This is a genomic window from Achromobacter sp. JD-1, assembly GCF_038594925.1.
GTDB lineage: Bacteria > Pseudomonadota > Gammaproteobacteria > Burkholderiales > Burkholderiaceae_B > Achromobacter > Achromobacter spanius_C.
Genome location: NZ_JBCGCS010000017.1, coordinates 128,312 through 145,097 on the forward strand (window position 1 = coordinate 128,312; position 16,786 = coordinate 145,097).

Annotated in this window: 12 protein-coding genes; 7 read left to right on the plus strand and 5 right to left on the minus strand. The window is 64.3% G+C overall.

Going from position 1 to position 16,786, the window contains the following annotated elements:
• Positions 1-22: 22 nt before the first annotated feature.
• Positions 23-919, plus strand: a complete 897-nt coding sequence (gene prmB, locus WBR68_RS23235) for a 50S ribosomal protein L3 N(5)-glutamine methyltransferase (protein ID WP_050445258.1) — start codon at positions 23-25, stop codon at positions 917-919.
• Complete coding sequence (locus tag WBR68_RS23240) at positions 916-2,850, plus strand: ABC-F family ATP-binding cassette domain-containing protein (RefSeq protein WP_127184991.1); 1,935 nt, start codon at positions 916-918, stop codon at positions 2,848-2,850. The genes prmB and WBR68_RS23240 overlap by 4 nt, the downstream gene beginning before the upstream one ends.
• Positions 2,851-2,893: 43 nt before the next feature.
• On the opposite strand, the gene WBR68_RS23245 is transcribed toward WBR68_RS23240, so the two are convergent.
• The 3 genes from WBR68_RS23245 to WBR68_RS23255 are packed head-to-tail and all read right to left on the minus strand — an operon-like array spanning position 2,894 to position 6,701.
• On the minus strand, positions 2,894-3,199 hold the full coding sequence (locus tag WBR68_RS23245) for a chorismate mutase (protein ID WP_050445255.1): 306 nt from the start codon (positions 3,197-3,199) through the stop codon (positions 2,894-2,896).
• A gap of 2 nt (positions 3,200-3,201) precedes the next feature.
• Positions 3,202-5,496, minus strand: a complete 2,295-nt coding sequence (locus tag WBR68_RS23250) for a UvrD-helicase domain-containing protein (RefSeq protein WP_127184992.1) — start codon at positions 5,494-5,496, stop codon at positions 3,202-3,204.
• Entirely contained in the window at positions 5,493-6,701 is a 1,209-nt protein-coding gene (locus WBR68_RS23255; RefSeq protein ID WP_050445253.1) for a DesA family fatty acid desaturase, read from the minus strand. Before WBR68_RS23255 ends, WBR68_RS23250 begins: the two co-directional genes overlap by 4 nt.
• A gap of 457 nt (positions 6,702-7,158) precedes the next feature.
• Here WBR68_RS23255 and WBR68_RS23260 point away from each other — a divergent pair, with 457 nt between their 5' ends.
• On the plus strand, positions 7,159-7,482 hold the full coding sequence (locus WBR68_RS23260) for a hypothetical protein (RefSeq protein WP_230695369.1): 324 nt from the start codon (positions 7,159-7,161) through the stop codon (positions 7,480-7,482).
• A 22-nt stretch (positions 7,483-7,504) separates the two neighbouring features.
• Here the strand turns inward: WBR68_RS23260 and WBR68_RS23265 are convergent, their stop codons facing one another.
• Complete coding sequence (locus WBR68_RS23265) at positions 7,505-8,968, minus strand: RsmB/NOP family class I SAM-dependent RNA methyltransferase (RefSeq protein ID WP_370641271.1); 1,464 nt, start codon at positions 8,966-8,968, stop codon at positions 7,505-7,507.
• Positions 8,969-10,067: 1,099 nt separating this feature from the next.
• On the minus strand, positions 10,068-10,733 hold the full coding sequence (purN, locus tag WBR68_RS23270; protein WP_050445392.1) for a phosphoribosylglycinamide formyltransferase: 666 nt from the start codon (positions 10,731-10,733) through the stop codon (positions 10,068-10,070).
• Between the two features lie 165 nt (positions 10,734-10,898).
• Here purN and WBR68_RS23275 point away from each other — a divergent pair, with 165 nt between their 5' ends.
• The 4 genes from WBR68_RS23275 to coaBC all read left to right on the plus strand — a co-directional run bounded on the left by WBR68_RS23275 (position 10,899) and on the right by coaBC (position 16,659).
• Positions 10,899-11,864, plus strand: a complete 966-nt coding sequence (locus tag WBR68_RS23275) for a bifunctional riboflavin kinase/FAD synthetase (RefSeq protein ID WP_050445250.1) — start codon at positions 10,899-10,901, stop codon at positions 11,862-11,864.
• Complete coding sequence (gene ileS, locus WBR68_RS23280) at positions 11,854-14,715, plus strand: isoleucine--tRNA ligase (protein ID WP_230695371.1); 2,862 nt, start codon at positions 11,854-11,856, stop codon at positions 14,713-14,715. Before WBR68_RS23275 ends, ileS begins: the two co-directional genes overlap by 11 nt.
• A 2-nt stretch (positions 14,716-14,717) precedes the next feature.
• Positions 14,718-15,251: a signal peptidase II gene (gene lspA / locus WBR68_RS23285; RefSeq protein WP_050445248.1), complete on the plus strand. Its 534-nt coding sequence runs from the start codon at positions 14,718-14,720 to the stop codon at positions 15,249-15,251.
• A gap of 211 nt (positions 15,252-15,462) precedes the next feature.
• Positions 15,463-16,659 carry a bifunctional phosphopantothenoylcysteine decarboxylase/phosphopantothenate--cysteine ligase CoaBC gene (gene coaBC / locus WBR68_RS23290; protein WP_230695372.1) on the plus strand — a complete coding sequence of 399 codons (1,197 nt, stop codon included), beginning with the start codon at positions 15,463-15,465 and terminating at the stop codon, positions 16,657-16,659.
• Positions 16,660-16,786 lie beyond the last annotated feature (127 nt).

The window sequence follows — 16,786 nt, forward strand, 5'->3', positions numbered from 1 at the left end:
AACGGGGAATACAAGGCCTGTTATGTATCAATCCGCCCGCCAAGAATTGCTGACCCTGCGTGACCTCATCCGCTATGGGGTATCGCGCCTGAACAGCGCCCAGGTGGCGTTGGGGCACGGTAGCGACAACGCCTGGGACGAGGCGGTCTACCTGACGCTGCACGCCCTGCACCTGCCGCTGGACACGCTGGAACCGTTTTTGGATGCCCGCGTCGTTCGTGAAGAACGTGACCGCGTGCTGGACCTGCTGGAACGCCGCGTCACCGAGCGCGTACCCGCCGCCTACCTCACCAACGAGGCCTGGCTGCGCGGTCACCGCTTCTACGTGGACAAGCGCGTCATCGTGCCGCGCTCGCCCATCGCCGAACTGCTGGACCAAGGGCTTTCACCCTGGGTGCAGGACGCAAGCGCCGTGGAAAACGTGCTGGACATGTGCACCGGTTCGGGCTGCCTGGCCATCCTGTCGGCCATGGCCTTCCCCTACGCCCACGTGGATGCGGTGGATGTGTCGGCCGACGCGCTGCAAGTGGCCCGTCGCAATGTGGACGACTACGGCCTGCAAGACCGGCTGGACCTGCACGAAAGCAATCTGTTCGACTCCCTGCCCGCACGCCAGTACGACGTCATCATCTGCAATCCGCCTTATGTGAACAGCGGTTCCATGGATGTGTTGCCGCAGGAATACCGCCATGAACCGCATCTGGCGCTGGCCGGCGGCGAGGACGGCATGGACCTCGTGCGGCGCATTCTGGCGGCGGCTCCCCAGTACCTGACGCCCGACGGCGTGATCGTGCTGGAGATCGGCCACGAGCGCGACTTCTTCGAAGCCGCCTTCCCACAGTTGTCGCCCGTCTGGCTGGACACGGAAGAAGCCTCGGACCAGATCCTGCTGCTTACCCAAGAGCAACTCAGCCTGTGATACGCGCTACTGGATTGACCCTGCGCCGTGGCACGAAAGTGCTGTTGGATAACGCTGAATTTGTCGTGCACCCGGGCGAGCGCGTTGGCATCGTCGGCAAGAACGGCGCGGGCAAGTCCTCGCTGTTCGCGCTGCTGACCGGCGCGCTGGACCTGGACGCCGGCACGGTGAACCTGCCCGCGGGTTGGCGTATCGCCAGCGTCAAGCAGGAACTGGATGCCGACGACCGCCCTGCCCGCGAATTCGTCATTGACGGCGACACGCACCTGCGTGAGTTGCAGGCGCGCCGCGCCGAACTCACGGACGACCAAGGCACGCAGATCGCCGAAGTGGAAGCCGCGCTGATCGAAGCGGGCGCCTGGAGCGCCGCGTCGCGTGCCGAGCAGTTGCTGGCCGGCCTGGGTTTCAAGCCCAGCGAATGGATGCTGCCGGTCGAGAGTTTTTCCGGCGGCTGGCGCATGCGCCTGGCCTTGGCCAGCGCGCTGATGGCCCCGTCCGAACTGCTGCTGCTGGACGAACCCACCAACCACCTGGATCTGGACGCGATGCTGTGGCTGGAGAAATGGCTGGGCGCCTATCCGGGCACCGTCATGCTGATCTCCCACGACACCGAGTTCCTGGACGCGGTGGCCAAGTCCATCTTGCATTTCGACCACGCCAAACTGGTGCGCTATCGCGGGGGTTATGGTGATTTCCTGACGCAACGCGCCGAGCGCCTGCGCCAGACCAATATTGCCTACGAACGCCAGACCCGCGAAACCGCGCGCCTGCAAGGTTTCATTGACCGCTTCAAGGCCAAGGCGTCCAAGGCCAAGCAGGCGCAAAGCCGGGTCAAGGCGCTGGCGCGCATGCAGGTGCTGGCGCCGCTGCATGCGGAAGCGGGCATCGACATTCGCATCCCCTCGCCTGACCAGGTGCCCGACCCGCTGCTGACGCTGGAGCACTTGTCCGCCGGCTATACCGACGCGGCGGGCAACACCATTCCCATCCTGCGCGACGTCACGCTCATGGTGCGCGCGGGCAGCCGTGTGGGGGTGCTGGGCGCCAATGGCGCGGGCAAGAGCACGCTGATCAAGACCCTGGCGGAAGAAATCCCCGTGCAGGCCGGAGAACGCCGCGCCTCGCGCGGCTTGGCCATCGGCTACTTTCACCAGCATCAGCTGGACATGCTGGACGTGGACAGCACGCCTATCGCCCATCTGGCGCGCCTGGCGCCGGAAACGCGCGAACAGGAACTGCGCAATTACCTGGGCGGCTTCGGCTTTTCCGGCGACACCGTCACCAGCAAGGTCGGCCCGATGTCCGGCGGTGAAAAGGCGCGCCTGGCGCTGTCCTTGATCGTCTGGCAAAAACCCAACCTGCTGCTGCTGGACGAACCCAGCAACCACTTGGATGTGGAAACCCGCGAGGCCCTGGCCGCCGCGCTGGCCGACTTCGGCGGCAGCATGCTGCTGGTTTCGCACGACCGGCACCTGCTGCGCACCACCGTGGACAGCTTCTGGATCGTCGCGGACGGCGCGGTGCGCGAGTTCGACGGCGACCTTGAAGACTATCGGGATTGGCTGGCTGCGCGCAATGCCGGCGAACGGGCGGAGGCCGCACGCGAAAGCGCCGAAGGCAGCGAACCCGTTGTAGACCGGAAGGCGCAGCGTCGGGCCGAGGCAGAACAACGCCAACGCCTGTCAGCGCTGCGCAAGCCGCTGGAATCGAAGCTGGCCAAGGTCGAGGCCGAGATGGAAAAACTGCGCGCCAAGCTGCACGCGCTGGACGCCATCATCGCCGACGCCGATCTGTATTCCGATGCGCGCCGCGCGGAACGCCAGAAGGTCATGGCCGAGCACGGAGAACACGGCAAGCGCATGGACGAACTGGAAGAGCAATGGCTTGAAATCCAGGGTTCGCTGGAAGAAATCGATCAAAGCGAAGCCTGACGCAATAAAAAACGGGGGGCCAACAGGCCCCCCGCTCATCCGTTTACGAGTACGGACGTTCGCGCAGGCGGGTGTGATTATCGACCACGGTGTCGATCACTTCACGCAGGATGGTTTCGGCCAAGGCAGGCGGCACGCCCGCTTCTTCGGCCAAACGGCGGATGCGCTCGACCTGCTGGGTTTCCCTGACGGGGTCCACCAGGTCCATGCCGTGGTTGGTTTTCAGTTCGCCCAGCATATCCGTGCAGCGAAAGCGCACGCCCAACAGCAGCATGATTTGCTGGTCGATTTCGTCGATCTCGGCACGCAGCGACGCCAGCTCGGCTTTTGGGGACTCGTTGTTGGCCATGTTTAACCCTGAACAATATCAAGCTTCGCGATACCCAGCGCCAAGGTCTTGGCGCCCACGTCGCGAAACTGGATTTCTGCCTGGGCGTCCTGACCGGCCCCGCTCAAGCCAATAATCGTGCCATCGCCAAACCGCGCGTGATGCACGCCCTGACCCACACGATACTGCTTGTCGCCCACCGTGACACCGCTTGCGATGCCACGAGGTTGACGCGGCGCAATGGTATTGGTGGCCTTGCGGCCGAATGCGTCGCCACGGTTGCCACCGCCCCAACCAGCGCCCGTGCTGCTGAGCGGCGCCAGGCCGGCCTTGGGCGACAGCCACTTCAGATGCTCTTCGGGAATCTCGTCCAGGAAGCGCGAGCGCATCGCGTAGCGCGTCTGGCCATGCAGCATCCGGCTTTGGGCCAGGCTGATGTACAGGCGCTGCCGGGCGCGCGTGATCGCCACATACATCAGACGGCGCTCTTCTTCCAGCCCCGACTGCTCCAGGATGCTGTTCTCGTGCGGGAACAGCCCTTCTTCCAGGCCGGTGATGAAGACCGCGTCGAATTCCAGACCCTTGGCGGCATGCACCGTCATGAGTTGGACCGCGTCCTGGCCTTGTTGGGCCTGGTTGTCCCCCGCTTCCAGTGCGGCGTGCGACAGGAAGCCCGCCAGCGGCGTCAACCCGTCGGAAGCCACGATGGGCGCGTCAACCACGCCGGGCATCAGCGTCGACGAGGTGGCCTGGTCGGGCACCACACCGGCAGGCATGCCGTCGTAGTTTTCTTCGGACGCAAACACCGCAGCGGCCGTGATCAACTCGTTCAAGTTTTCCAGCCGCTCGGCGCCTTCGCGTTCCGCCTTGTAATGGGCATTCAGGCCGCTGGTCTCGAGCATGTGCTCAACCATTTCCGGTAGAGGCAGGTCGCGCGTTTCTTCGATCAGGCGATGAATCAGTTGGGCAAACTGGGCCAGGTTGGAACCGCCCTTGCCGCCCACCAACGCCACCGCGCCGTACAGGCTGGTGTCGTGCGCGCGGGCTGCGTCGGCCAGTTGCTCCAGCGTGCGCGCACCAATGCCGCGTGTCGGGAAATTGACGACGCGCATCCACGAGGTATCGTCGTGCGGGTTGGCCATCAAGCGCAGATAGGCCAGCGCGTGCTTGATTTCCTGACGTTCGAAGAAGCGCAGCCCGCCATAGACTTTGTACGGAATGCCGGCCGAGAAGATGGCGTGCTCGATCACGCGCGATTGCGCGTTGCTGCGGTACAGAACAGCGATCTCGCGGCGCAGGCTGCCGTCATGAATGAGCGAACGGATTTCGTCCACGATCCATTGGGCTTCCATGCCGTCGGAAGGCTGTTCGATGACACGCACCGGTTCGCCTTCGCCCTGGTCCGTCCACAGGTTCTTGCCCAGGCGGCCGCTGTTGTGGCCGATGAGTGCGTTGGCGGAATCCAGGATGTGGCCGAACGAACGGTAGTTCTGTTCCAGGCGAATCACGGTGCCATGCGCATAGTCGCGCTCGAAGTCGGACATGTTGCCGACGTTCGCGCCACGGAAGGCGTAGATGGACTGGTCATCGTCGCCCACGGCGAAGATGGCGGCGCCACCACCGGCCAACAGGCGCAGCCACTTGTATTGCAGGGTATTGGTGTCTTGGAACTCGTCCACCAGAATGTGGCGGAAGCGGCGCTGGTAATGCTCGCGCACCGGCGCATTGCGCGACAGCAGCTCATAGGCCCGCAGCAGCAACTCGGCGAAGTCGACCACGCCTTCGCGCTGGCATTGGGCTTCGTAAAGCTGATAGATCTCGATCAGGCGGCGGCGATGGGCATCGTAGGCCTCCACGTCTTGCGGACGAAGGCCTTCTTCCTTGGCACCATTGATGAAGCGCTGCACGTCGCGCGGCGGGTACTTTTCATCGTCGACGCCATTGGCCTTCATCAGGCGCTTGATGGCGGCAAGCTGATCGGTGACATCCAGGATCTGGAAGCTTTGCGGCAAGCCGGCATCACGGTGGTGCGCGCGCAGCATGCGGTTGCACAAACCGTGAAACGTGCCGATCCACAAGCCACGCGTATCGATCGGCAGAATCGCCGACATACGCGCCAGCATTTCGCGGGCTGCCTTATTGGTGAACGTGACTGCCAGCAGCCCAAAAGGCGAGGCCTGGCCGGTTTGAATCAGCCAGGCCATGCGGGTAGTGAGTACCCGGGTCTTCCCGCTGCCCGCCCCGGCCAAGACCAGGGCGTGCTGCGGTTCTAACGTTACTGCGGCGCGTTGTTCAGGGTTGAGCTTCTCTAGCATCATGCCGCGTAGCGGCGCAGATGTTGAGCAAATTGCTCGAGCCCGGCGATGCCGCTTTGCTGGGCGCGCTGGCACCAGGCCTGCAGGTCATGAAGAAGCTGTTCGCTGCTGGCGCTGGAGCTTTCCCAGATGCGGCCGAGTTCACGACGCATTTGCACCAGCGTCGACAGCGACTTGTTCTGGGCAATGGCGCTGTCCACGGCAGCCAGGGTTTCCGGCTGGAGGATGTCCTCGTTGCGGTGCAGGGCACTACGCACCTGACGCAGCTTGGTATAGCCGCAATCCGCGTTGCCTTCCTGGCGCGAGGCCTTCAACTTGTTCATTTCTTCGCGAGCGGCGCTCTTGATCACGTCCGCGTAGCGGGCCATGACTTCGTAGCGGTGCGTGATCACGCCTTGCAGCGTGCGCAGATCGATGCCGGTGCGGGTGTCGTCCAGCTTCAGCTTGGGCGCAACCTTCTTGATCTTGGCCAGGCCAAAGAACTTCAGGATGTTGATGTAGGCCCAGCCGATGTCGAACTCGTACCACTTGGCCGAGAACTTGGCCGACGTGCCGTGGGCGTGGTGGTTGTTGTGCAGCTCTTCGCCGCCAATCACGATGCCCCAGGGGAACACGTTGGTGCTGGTGTCCGGGCTGTTGTAGTTGCGGTAGCCCCAGTAGTGGCCGATACCGTTGACGACGCCGGCTGCCCAGAAGGGAATCCAGGCCATCTGAACCGCCCACACCGTGACGCCGACAGCGCCGAACAGGGCGACGTCGATGGCAAGCATGGACAACACGCCCCACAAGCTGTGCTTGCTGTAGACGTTGCGTTCGAGCCAGTCGTCAGGCGTACCGTGGCCGAACTTGGCCATGGTTTCCTTGTTGTTCGATTCTTCGCGGTACAGCTCCGCGCCGCGGAACAGCACCTTCCAGATGCCGAACAGCATGGGCGAGTGAGGATCGCCTTCCTTTTCGCACTTGGCGTGGTGCTTGCGGTGAATGGCAACCCATTCCTTGGTGACCATGCCGGTCGTCATCCAGAGCCAGAAGCGGAAAAAATGCATGACGGCTGGATGGAGATCCAGGCCACGGTGCGCTTGGCTGCGATGGAGGAAGACGGTGACCGCAACAATCGTGATGTGCGTCACGACCAAGGTGAAAACGACAATCTGCCACCAAGTGGCTTGGGTCAGACCGCCGGCAATGAAGGAGAGGATGTAATCCATAAAGCTGTTATGAGCCTCGCTTGTTAAGTGCCTGAAGTTTAGCTTACCTTTGCCTTCTTATGACAAGGTAGTTTCAAAATAGTTTTTGAGCGAAATCAAGGACTAAGCCCTGCTTTTAGAGCAAAAAAAGCCACTCTCGCGATCACTTCAGGCAGATCGCGAGGCTAGCCTTGCGGACATGCGGCGCTTTGGGCCGGCTACCCCTGATAGTTGCGGGGTATTCGCAAAGACACCAGATTTTGGCCACCATCCGCAATTAAAGTTCCTGTCAGCAAAGGCGCTGGGGGAATACATGGTGTCTCCCCCGACAGTTTTTCCCAAGACATATGCGCAGGGCAAAATTTCACCCCTAAAATGCCGACGAACTGTCTCATTTGCCCCACTGATGCTGCTGACAAAAACCCGTCCCTTATTGTTTTCGGCCCTTGCCTTCCTTGCGCTGGTGCTACACACCCCCGTGTCCGCCCAGGCAATGAAGTCGGGTGACGTGGCCGTGTTGGCGTCGTACTACGAAATTCGAGGGTCGGACTGCCTGGCACTGCGAGCACCGTACGTGGTGATCACGGAGAAGCCGCGCCTGGGCAAGGCCAGCATCGTGCAGACTCGCGGACAATCCAGCGATTCTGGCCGCTGCGCCTATAAGTCCGTGGCGGTGTCCCAGGTGGTCTATATCGCCGATCAGCCGGGCTCGGATACCCTGGCCTGGCAGGTGAAATACCAGAACAAGACCTTGGGCACCCGTCGTTACAGCGCCACGGTGGGCGTCACGCCGGCCAGATAGCCAGCGCGCGCCGCACAGGGTGTCAGGCCGGCTTGCCCGGTGCCTCGGTGTCAGCCCCGGTGTCTACCTCGGTGCCAGCCTCGGCATCAGCCATGGGTTCCATCACCGGTTTACCCTCAGCCGCCTCGGCTTCGACCGGCGTGGCCTCGACCCCGCTTTCCGCCAGCACTTCCTGGCTGCCGTCTTCCGCCAGGTCAGCGTCAACCGCTACGCCTGCCGCCGCCGGCTCCGCTGCCGCGCCCTTCTTTTTGCGCTCGAATACCGCCGCGAAAAAGCCGTCGGTGCCATGCACGTCGGGACGCAATTGCAGATACGGGCCTTCCAGCTTCAGCGTTTCGCAGCGCGAGGCCAGGATTTCGGCGGCATCAAGACGTTCGAAATCAGGGTGGCTGGCCAGGAAACGTTCGGCCTGCACCTCGTTTTCTTCCGCCAACAGGCTGCAGGTGGCATAGACCAGACGTCCACCCGGCGCCACGCAACGGGCGGCACTATTCAGGATGCGCTCTTGCAACTGCCCCAGTTCAGCCAGCGCCTGGGGGTGCTGGCGCCACTTCAGGTCAGGATTGCGGCGCAAGGTGCCGATGCCGCTGCACGGCGCATCGACCAGCACGCGCTGGGCCTTGCCGGCCAGGCGCTTCACGCGGGAATCGTTTTCGCTGTCGATCACGACAGGCACCACGTTGGACAAGCCACTGCGCGCGAAACGGGGCTTGGCGCGCGCGAGACGGGCGGCCGAGACGTCGAAGGCGTACAGGCGGCCGGTGGAGCGCATCAGCGCCCCCAGCAGCAGCGTTTTGCCGCCGGCGCCCGCGCAGAAATCGATGATCATTTCGCCACGGCGCGGCGCGACCAGCAGCGCCAGCAACTGGCTACCTTCGTCCTGCACTTCGATGCTGCCGTTTTCGAACTGCGGCCAGCGGTTGATGGCAGGGCGCCCTTCCATGCGGATGCCCCACGGCGAATACGGCATGGCTACGGGTTCGTAGCGGCCGGCGCTTTGCTGCAATTCGGTCAGCATGGCGTCGCGTTCAACCTTGAGGGGGTTTACGCGTAGGTCCAGGCTGGCCTGGCGATTCAGCGCTTCGACGAGGGTGTCCGGGCTGTCCATCAGCGCCAGGCGCTCATCCAGCCAGTCGGGAATGCTGCCGCGAATGGCCCGCGGCAAGGTCGACAGGTCAATTTGCGACACGCGCTTGAGCCATTCGGCCTCAGCGGCGTCCATGCCCTCTTCCAGCGCCTCGGCACCCAGCGTCGCGTTCAGGCCCAGGATGGCCAGGCGGCGCGATGCGGGTCCCACGCCGCTTTCGCCAAACTGGCGATAACGGCGCAGATGGCGCAGCACATCATAGACGGCCTCGGCAACCTCGGAGCGATCGCGCGCGCCCAGGTTGGGGTGGTGACGCAGCCAGTGCGACAGCGCGGCATCAGCCGGATAGGTCCATTGCAGGATTTCGCCCAAAACACGCTGGACTTGGTCGATGCGGATGGCTGCATAAGACTGGCGGGGACGATTGAACTGCGGCTTTGGCGCGTTCTGATCACGACTGCCCTGATGGGCATCGCCACCACGTTGGCCAGCATATTGGCCGCGTTCACCACGGTCGTCGCCGCGCGGGCCGTCATAGGACGGACGCGAATCCGAACGGTCCTCGCTTTCACGGCGCTCCGATCCATAGGAACCGCGTTCACCGCCACGGCTGTCACCGCGCGGGCCATTGCCGTACGACGGGCGCGAATCCGGGCGGCCCGAGCCTTCACGACGCTCCGAGCCATAGGAACCACGCTCACCGCCACGGCTGTCGCCACGCGTGCCATTGCCATACGACGGGCGCGAATCCGGGCGGCCCGAGCCTTCGCGACGCTCCGAGCCATAGGAACCACGTTCGCCGCCACGGCTGTCGCCACGCGGGCCATTACCGTACGACGGGCGTGAATCTGGACGGCCGGCGCCTTCCCGGCGATCGGAACCATAGGAGCCGCGTTCACCGCTACGGTTCTCGCCACGCGGGGCGTTGCCGTACGACGGGCGCGAATCCGGACGACCCGAGCCTTCACGGCGCTTCGAGCCATAGGAACCACGTTCACCGCTACGGTTCTCGCCACGCGGGGCGTTGCCGTACGACGGACGGGAATCCGGTCGGCCCTGACCTTGACCCTGGCCTTGTCCCTGGCCGCTACGGCGCTCCGAACCGTAGGATGCCCGCTCACCACCGCGGTTTTCACCACGCGGGGCGTCGTAGGACGGACGGGGCGCCGGGCGGCCTTGGCCCTGGCCTTCGCGGCGGTCGCCGCCGAAGCCGCCGCGTTCGCCACGGCTGTCGCCACGCGGCGCGTCAAACGACGGACGGGGCGCCGGGCGGCCGGCATCGCGGCTGGGGCGCTCTTCACGCCCCCGTTCGGCGCGTTCGCGCACCGGCGCCTCGCGGGCTTCGCCCTTGGGACGCGAGAAGAAGGACCGACCGTCGCGCCCTTCGGAGGCGGCCCTCGGGGAGCCTGCCGGACGAGAACGCGGAGATTGGGGTTTAGTCATGGTGTGTTCCAGTAGGGCGGAGGAGTTCCGCCCGATAAAAGCGATTCAGGGCCGCTCAGGCGGCCGGCGACCAGGTGAAAAGGCGTGCGGGATCCCCCTGCACGTCCACCCGATGGTCGTTTGTCAGGGTAACCCGGCCTTCGGCCAACCAGCGCACGGCAGCCGGAAAAGCCTGATGTTCCACGGCCAGCACGCGGTTGGCCAGCAGTTCCGGCGTATCCCCAGCCAAAACCGGCACACAGCCCTGGGCAATGATGGGGCCGTGGTCCAGGACCGGGGTCACGAAATGCACGGTGCAGCCATGCACGCGCACGCCGGTGGCCAAGGCTTGGGCATGCGTATGCAGGCCAGGAAATGCCGGCAACAGCGATGGGTGGATGTTGACCAGGCGGCCGGCGTAATGGTTGACGAAGCCTGGCGTCAGCACGCGCATGAAACCGGCCAGGATGACGTAATCAGGCGCATAGCGATCGATTTCGGCGGCCAGGGCAGCATCGAAAGCCTCGCGGCTGGGGTAGTCCTTGTGGTACAGCGCTGCCGTGGGGATGCCTTGGGCGGCGGCCCACTCCAGGCCGCCCGCATCCGGTCGGCTGGCGATGACGGCGGCGATGTCGGCCGGCCAGCCCTCGTTGCGGCAGGCTTCGGCCAGCGCCTGCATGTTGCTGCCCCGCCCCGAGATCAGGATGACAAGGCGGCGCTTGGTAAGTTGTGTGTCCGGCAAGATAAAGAATCCAAAGATTGCCCCCCACGCGCCCCAGAAAGGACGCGGTTCGCGTGTGCCCGCGGGCTTGTCCGCCATCATTCAAGCGCCATGAAAACCCGCTGGCGCACAACTGATTGGGGGGATTGGAACAAACCCGGAATCCAAAATTGTAAACTCTCGCTCGTGAAACCATCCCTGCGTATCTACCGATCCCTGCCTCCGCCCGACCGGCGCGCTCCTTGCGCGCTGACGATCGGCAATTTCGACGGCGTCCATCGCGGGCATCAAGCCATGCTGGCTCGCGTCTGCCAAGCCGCTCGCGAGCGCGGTCTTACCCCTTCCGTGATGACCTTCGAGCCGCATCCCCGGGAGTATTTCGCCACGCTGAACCAACGCCCCGAATTGGCGCCCACCCGAGTCTCGGGCTTGCGCGACAAGCTGTCGGCGCTGGCCCGCTATGGCGTGTCCCAAGTGGTGGTGCAGCGGTTCAACGCCCGCCTGGCTGAAATGTCGGCCAATGCCTTCATCGAAAACCTTCTGGTACAGGGCCTGCAAACCAAATGGCTGCTGGTGGGCGAAGACTTCCGTTTTGGCCACAAGCGCAGCGGCGACATCGATCTGCTGCGCGAAGCCGGCATGCACCACGGCTTCGAAGTGCAGACACTGGCGGACGTGACCGACCAGCAAGGCCATCGCATTTCAAGTTCCGAGGTGCGCACGGCGCTGGCCGTGGGCGATCTGGACCGCGCCCGCCACCTGCTGGGCCACCCCTTCCATATCAGCGGCCACGTCATCCACGGCCAGAAGCTGGGCCGCACCCTGGGCTACCCCACCATGAACCTGCGCGTGGCCGAACGCTGCGCCGCGCGCTCGGGCATTTACGTGGTGCAGGTCTATGGGCTGGCCGACCGGCCCCTGCCCGCCGTGGCCAGCCTGGGCGTGCGCCCAACCGTCGAAGACCGTGGCAGAGTGCTACTTGAGTCACACCTGCTCGAAGACACGATCAATGCTTACGGTAAACTCGTACGCGTCGAATTCCTGCACAAGCTGCGGGACGAAGAAAAATTTCCTGACCTCCCTTCCCTGACTGCCGCCATCGCCGAAGACGCGCGAAACGCGCGCGCTTATTTTGCCGTTCATGGACTATAAAAAGACCCTCAACCTGCCCGATACCCCCTTCCCCATGCGGGGCGACCTTGCCAAGCGCGAGCCCGCCTGGATTTCGCAATGGGAGGAAAACCACGTCTACCAGGCGATCCGAGCAGCCAGCCGCGGCCGGCCCCGTTTCGTGCTGCACGACGGCCCGCCCTATGCGAACGGCGACATTCACATCGGCCACGCGGTCAACAAGATCCTGAAGGACATCATCGTCAAGAGCCGCAACATGGCCGGCTACGACGCGCATTACGTGCCGGGCTGGGATTGCCATGGCATGCCGATCGAAATCCAGATCGAAAAGAAATTCGGCAAGCACCTGCCCGTGGCGGAAGTGCAGTCGAAAGCTCGCGCCTACGCGCTTGAGCAGATCGACCGCCAGCGCAAGGATTTCAAGCGGCTGGGTGTGCTGGGCGAATGGGATCGCCCGTACATGACCATGAACTTCAGCAATGAAGCCGACGAGATCCGCGCGCTGGGCCGCATCCTTGACAAGGGCTACGTGTTTCGCGGCCTAAAGCCCGTGAACTGGTGCTTTGACTGTGGCTCGGCCTTGGCCGAAGCCGAAGTCGAATACGCCGACCGCGTCGACCCCGCCGTTGACGTCGCCTTCCCGTTCGCCGAACCCGCCAAGCTGGCGGCGGCGTTCAAGCTGGATTCGGTGGATGACGGCGCCATCGTCATCTGGACCACCACGCCCTGGACCATCCCGTCCAACCAGGCGCTGAACGTGCATCCGGAAATCGAATACGCGCTGGTGCGTGTGTCGCCAGTGCCCAAATTCGGCCCGCTGCTGCTCGTCGCGAAAGACCGCGTCGAAGCCTGCCTGAAGTCGTGGAACCTGGAAGGCGAAATCATCGCCACGGCACCCGGCGAAGCGCTGTCCGAAATTGAATTCCGCCATCCGCTGGCGCAGTTCAACGACGCCTACGACCGCCGCGCGCCGATCTACCTGGGCGACTATGTCACGGCCGACTCGGGCACGGGCGTCGTGCACTCGGCCCCAGCCTACGGCATCGAGGACTTTGTGTCGTGCAAGGCGCACGGCATGAAGGACACCGACTTCATCAGCCCCGTCATGGGCGACGGCAAGTACGTGGACAGCCTGGCGCTGTTCGGCGGCCTGTCCATCTGGGACGCCAACCCCAAGATCGTCGAAGCGCTGACTGAAGCCGGCGCGCTGATGCACGTCGAAAAGCACAAGCACAGCTACATGCACTGCTGGCGCCACAAGACGCCGATCATCTACCGCGCCACCAGCCAATGGTTCGCCGGCATGGACGTGGCCCCGAAAGACGGCGGCCCGACCCTGCGCGAATCGGCCTTGGCCGGCATCGACGCCACGGCCTTCTACCCGGCCTGGGGCCGCGCCCGTTTGCACGCCATGATCGCCAACCGCCCGGATTGGACCCTGTCGCGCCAACGCCAGTGGGGCGTGCCGATGGCCTTCTTCGTGCACAAGGAAACCGGCGAACTGCATCCGCGCACGTCTGAACTGCTGGAACAAGTGGCGCAGCGCGTGGAGAAAGACGGCATCGAAGCCTGGCAAGCCATTGAACCGCGCGACCTGCTCGGCGATGAAGCCGACCAGTACGAAAAGAACCGCGACACGCTCGACGTGTGGTTCGATTCCGGCAGCACGCACGCCACGGTATTGGGCGGCAAGGACGGCGAGTTCGCCGGTTCCCACGGCGCTGAACTCGGCTGGCCCGCCGACCTGTACCTGGAAGGCTCGGACCAGCATCGCGGCTGGTTCCATTCGTCGCTGCTGACGGGCTGCATGCTGTATGGCCAACCGCCCTACAAGGCGCTGCTGACGCACGGCTTCGTGGTGGACGGCCAGGGCCGCAAGATGAGCAAGTCGGTGGGCAACGTGATCGCACCCCAAAAGGTGTCGGACTCGCTGGGCGCCGAAATCCTGCGCTTGTGGGTCGCTTCCACCGATTACTCGGGCGAACTGTCCATCTCGGACGAAATCCTGAAGCGCGTGGTCGAGGGCTACCGCCGCATCCGCAACACGCTGCGCTTCCTGCTGGCCAACGTGGCCGACTTCGATGCGGTGTCGCAGGCGGTGCCGTATGGTGATCTGTTCGAAATCGACCGCTACGCGCTGGCGATGACGGCGCAGATGCAGTCCGAAGTGCAGGCCAACTACGAACGCTACGATTTCCACCCGGCGGTCTCGCGCTTGCAGACGTTCTGCTCGGAAGACCTGGGCGCGTTCTACCTGGACATCCTGAAAGACCGCCTGTACACGTCGGCGCCCAATAGCGTGGCGCGCCGCTCGGCACAGACGGCGCTGCTGGACATCACCCAGACGCTGCTCAAGCTGATGGCGCCGATCCTGTCCTTCACGGCCGAAGAAGCCTGGAAGGAACTGGTGGGCTCGGCGCTCAAGCACCAGGCCGACGCCGCCCGCACGACGATCTTCACCGAGGTCTATCACGCGCTGCCGCCGTTTGCCGATGCCGATGCGCTGTCGGCAAAGTGGACGCGCCTGCGCGCCATCCGTGCCGAGGTCCAGCGCAAGCTGGAAGAAGTGCGCACGGCGGGCGACATCGGTTCGTCGTTGCAAGCCGAAGTGGATCTTTACGCCAGCGGCGACGACCAGCAATTGCTGGCCAGCCTGGGCGACGACCTGCGCTTCGTGCTGATCGTGTCGCGCGCCACCGTGCATGCAGGCGACGGCGAAACCCGCATCGACGTCACGCCGTCCACGCACAAGAAGTGCGAACGCTGCTGGCACTGGCGCCTTGACGTGGGCCAGGACGCGGACCACCCCGAGATCTGCGGCCGCTGCGTGTCCAACCTGTTCGGCTCGGGCGAAGCCCGCGACAAGGCGTGAACATGGCCCGCCCCTCCGATTCGGGAGTGACGGGCGCGGCGCCCGCCCGCGCCGCCCCGGCGCGCGTGGGCGGCTGGCTGGCGCTGGCCTTGCTGATCATCGTGCTGGACCAGTTGACCAAGGTGTACTTCAACACCTCGTTCCAATATGGCGAACGCGTCAACGTGCTGCCGGTGTTCGACTTCACGCTGATGTACAACCGGGGGGCCGCGTTCAGCTTCCTGGCGTCCGAAGAAGGCTGGCAGCGTTGGCTGTTCACGGGCTTGGGAATCGTGGCGGCCGTGGTCATCACGATCATCTTGCGGCGCACGCACGGCCAACCGCGCTTCAGCCTGGCGCTGACGCTGATTTTGGGCGGCGCCGTCGGCAACGTCATCGACCGCGTGGCCTATGGCCACGTAGTGGACTTTCTGCTGTTCTACTGGAACGACTCCTACTTCCCCGCCTTCAACCTGGCGGACGTCGGCATCAGCTGCGGCGCGGTGCTGTTGGTGCTGGACGAACTGCTGCGCGCTCGCAAGAAGCCGCAAGCCTGACCGAGGCCAGCCAGGATTTAAAACCTGGCTTGAGCCGGACGGCGAGCCGAACGGCGAGCCGGGGCGCAACGCCTCGGCCGCCGTGCTTCACGCAGGGTTTTGTCCTATTTGATACCCCCTGAATGCATGGCGAACGGCGCAATGCCGCAATGCAGAATAAAATCACCGTCCATTCCTCGTTTTCACGGCGCTGAACCGCCGCCACGCCCTCATGCTCGATCTCGCCCGCAAACGCATTGTCCTAGGTCTGACCGGGGGCATCGCCTGCTACAAAATCGCCGAGCTGGTGCGGCGCATGACCGAACAAGGCGCCACCGTGGACGTGGTAATGACCGAGGCGGCCACGCACTTCATCACCCCTGTGACGATGCAAGCCCTGTCGGGCCGGCCGGTGTTCGTGGACGCCTGGGACGCGCGCGTGCCCAACAACATGGCGCACATCGACCTGACGCGTGGCGCCGATGCCGTGCTGATCGCGCCCGCCAGCGCCGACTTCATGGCCAAGCTGGCGCACGGTATGGCCGACGACCTGTTGTCCACGTTGTGCCTGGCACGTGCCTGTCCGTTACTCGTGGCGCCCGCCATGAACCGCGAAATGTGGGCCAACCCGGCTACCCAACGCAATGTTGAACAATTGCGGGCTGACGGCATCAGCGTGCTGGGCCCGTCGGCGGGCGAACAGGCTTGCGGTGAGACTGGTGACGGCCGCATGCTGGAATCGCATGAACTGCTGGCCGACCTGATCGCCTTCTTCCAACCCAAGTTGCTGGCGGGCCGCCACGTGTTGCTGACCGCTGGCCCCACGTCTGAACCCGTGGACCCCGTGCGCGTGCTGAGCAACCGTTCGTCGGGCAAGACCGGTTACGCCCTGGCCCGCGCCGCGCGCGAAGCCGGTGCCCGCGTTACCTTGATTACCGGCGCCACGTTCCTGCCCGTACCGCGCGGTGTGACGGCGCTATCGGTCATGACCGCGCGCCAGATGCATGACGCCGTCATGGCCAGCGCGGCCGATGCCGACATTTTCATTGCCGTGGCCGCCGTGGCCGACTGGCGCGTGAAGAACGTCAGCACGCAAAAGCTGAAGAAAACGAGTGAAGGCGGCGGCGCGCCGCTGATGGAATTTGAACCGAATCCGGACATCCTGGCCGAAGTGGCCAAGCTGGAAAACGGCCCATGGTGCGTGGGCTTCGCAGCCGAAACCGAAAAGCTGGCGGAGCACGCCGAAGCCAAGCGCCAACGCAAGGGCATCCCGCTGCTGGTGGGCAACCTGGCGCACAAGGTCATGGACGCGGACACCACCGAACTGGTGTTGTTCGACGAACAAGGCGCGCATCCCCTGCCCGCCGGCGACAAGCTGGAAGCCGCCCGCCGCCTGATCGCGGAAATCGCCGCCCGCTTTCCTACGTAGGATAGGTGAAGCGCGCGAAAGCCAGGGCAAGAAACGTAAGGCCGAACGCGTGTATGGACCGGGGACATGGGTAACGGGTGTTCGGGGACATAGGTAACACTTCTAGCATCACGGTATGGTCGTTTTT

Coding starts and splice junctions, on each gene's coding strand:
- prmB (WP_050445258.1), top strand. CDS start 23: ATGTATCAATCCGCCCGCCAAGAATTGCTGACCCTGCGTGACCTCATC.
- WBR68_RS23245 (WP_050445255.1), bottom strand. CDS start 3,199: ATGGCCAACAACGAGTCCCCAAAAGCCGAGCTGGCGTCGCTGCGTGCC.
- WBR68_RS23250 (WP_127184992.1), bottom strand. CDS start 5,496: ATGATGCTAGAGAAGCTCAACCCTGAACAACGCGCCGCAGTAACGTTA.
- WBR68_RS23255 (WP_050445253.1), bottom strand. CDS start 6,701: ATGGATTACATCCTCTCCTTCATTGCCGGCGGTCTGACCCAAGCCACT.
- ileS (WP_230695371.1), top strand. CDS start 11,854: ATGGACTATAAAAAGACCCTCAACCTGCCCGATACCCCCTTCCCCATG.
- lspA (WP_050445248.1), top strand. CDS start 14,718: ATGGCCCGCCCCTCCGATTCGGGAGTGACGGGCGCGGCGCCCGCCCGC.
- coaBC (WP_230695372.1), top strand. CDS start 15,463: ATGCTCGATCTCGCCCGCAAACGCATTGTCCTAGGTCTGACCGGGGGC.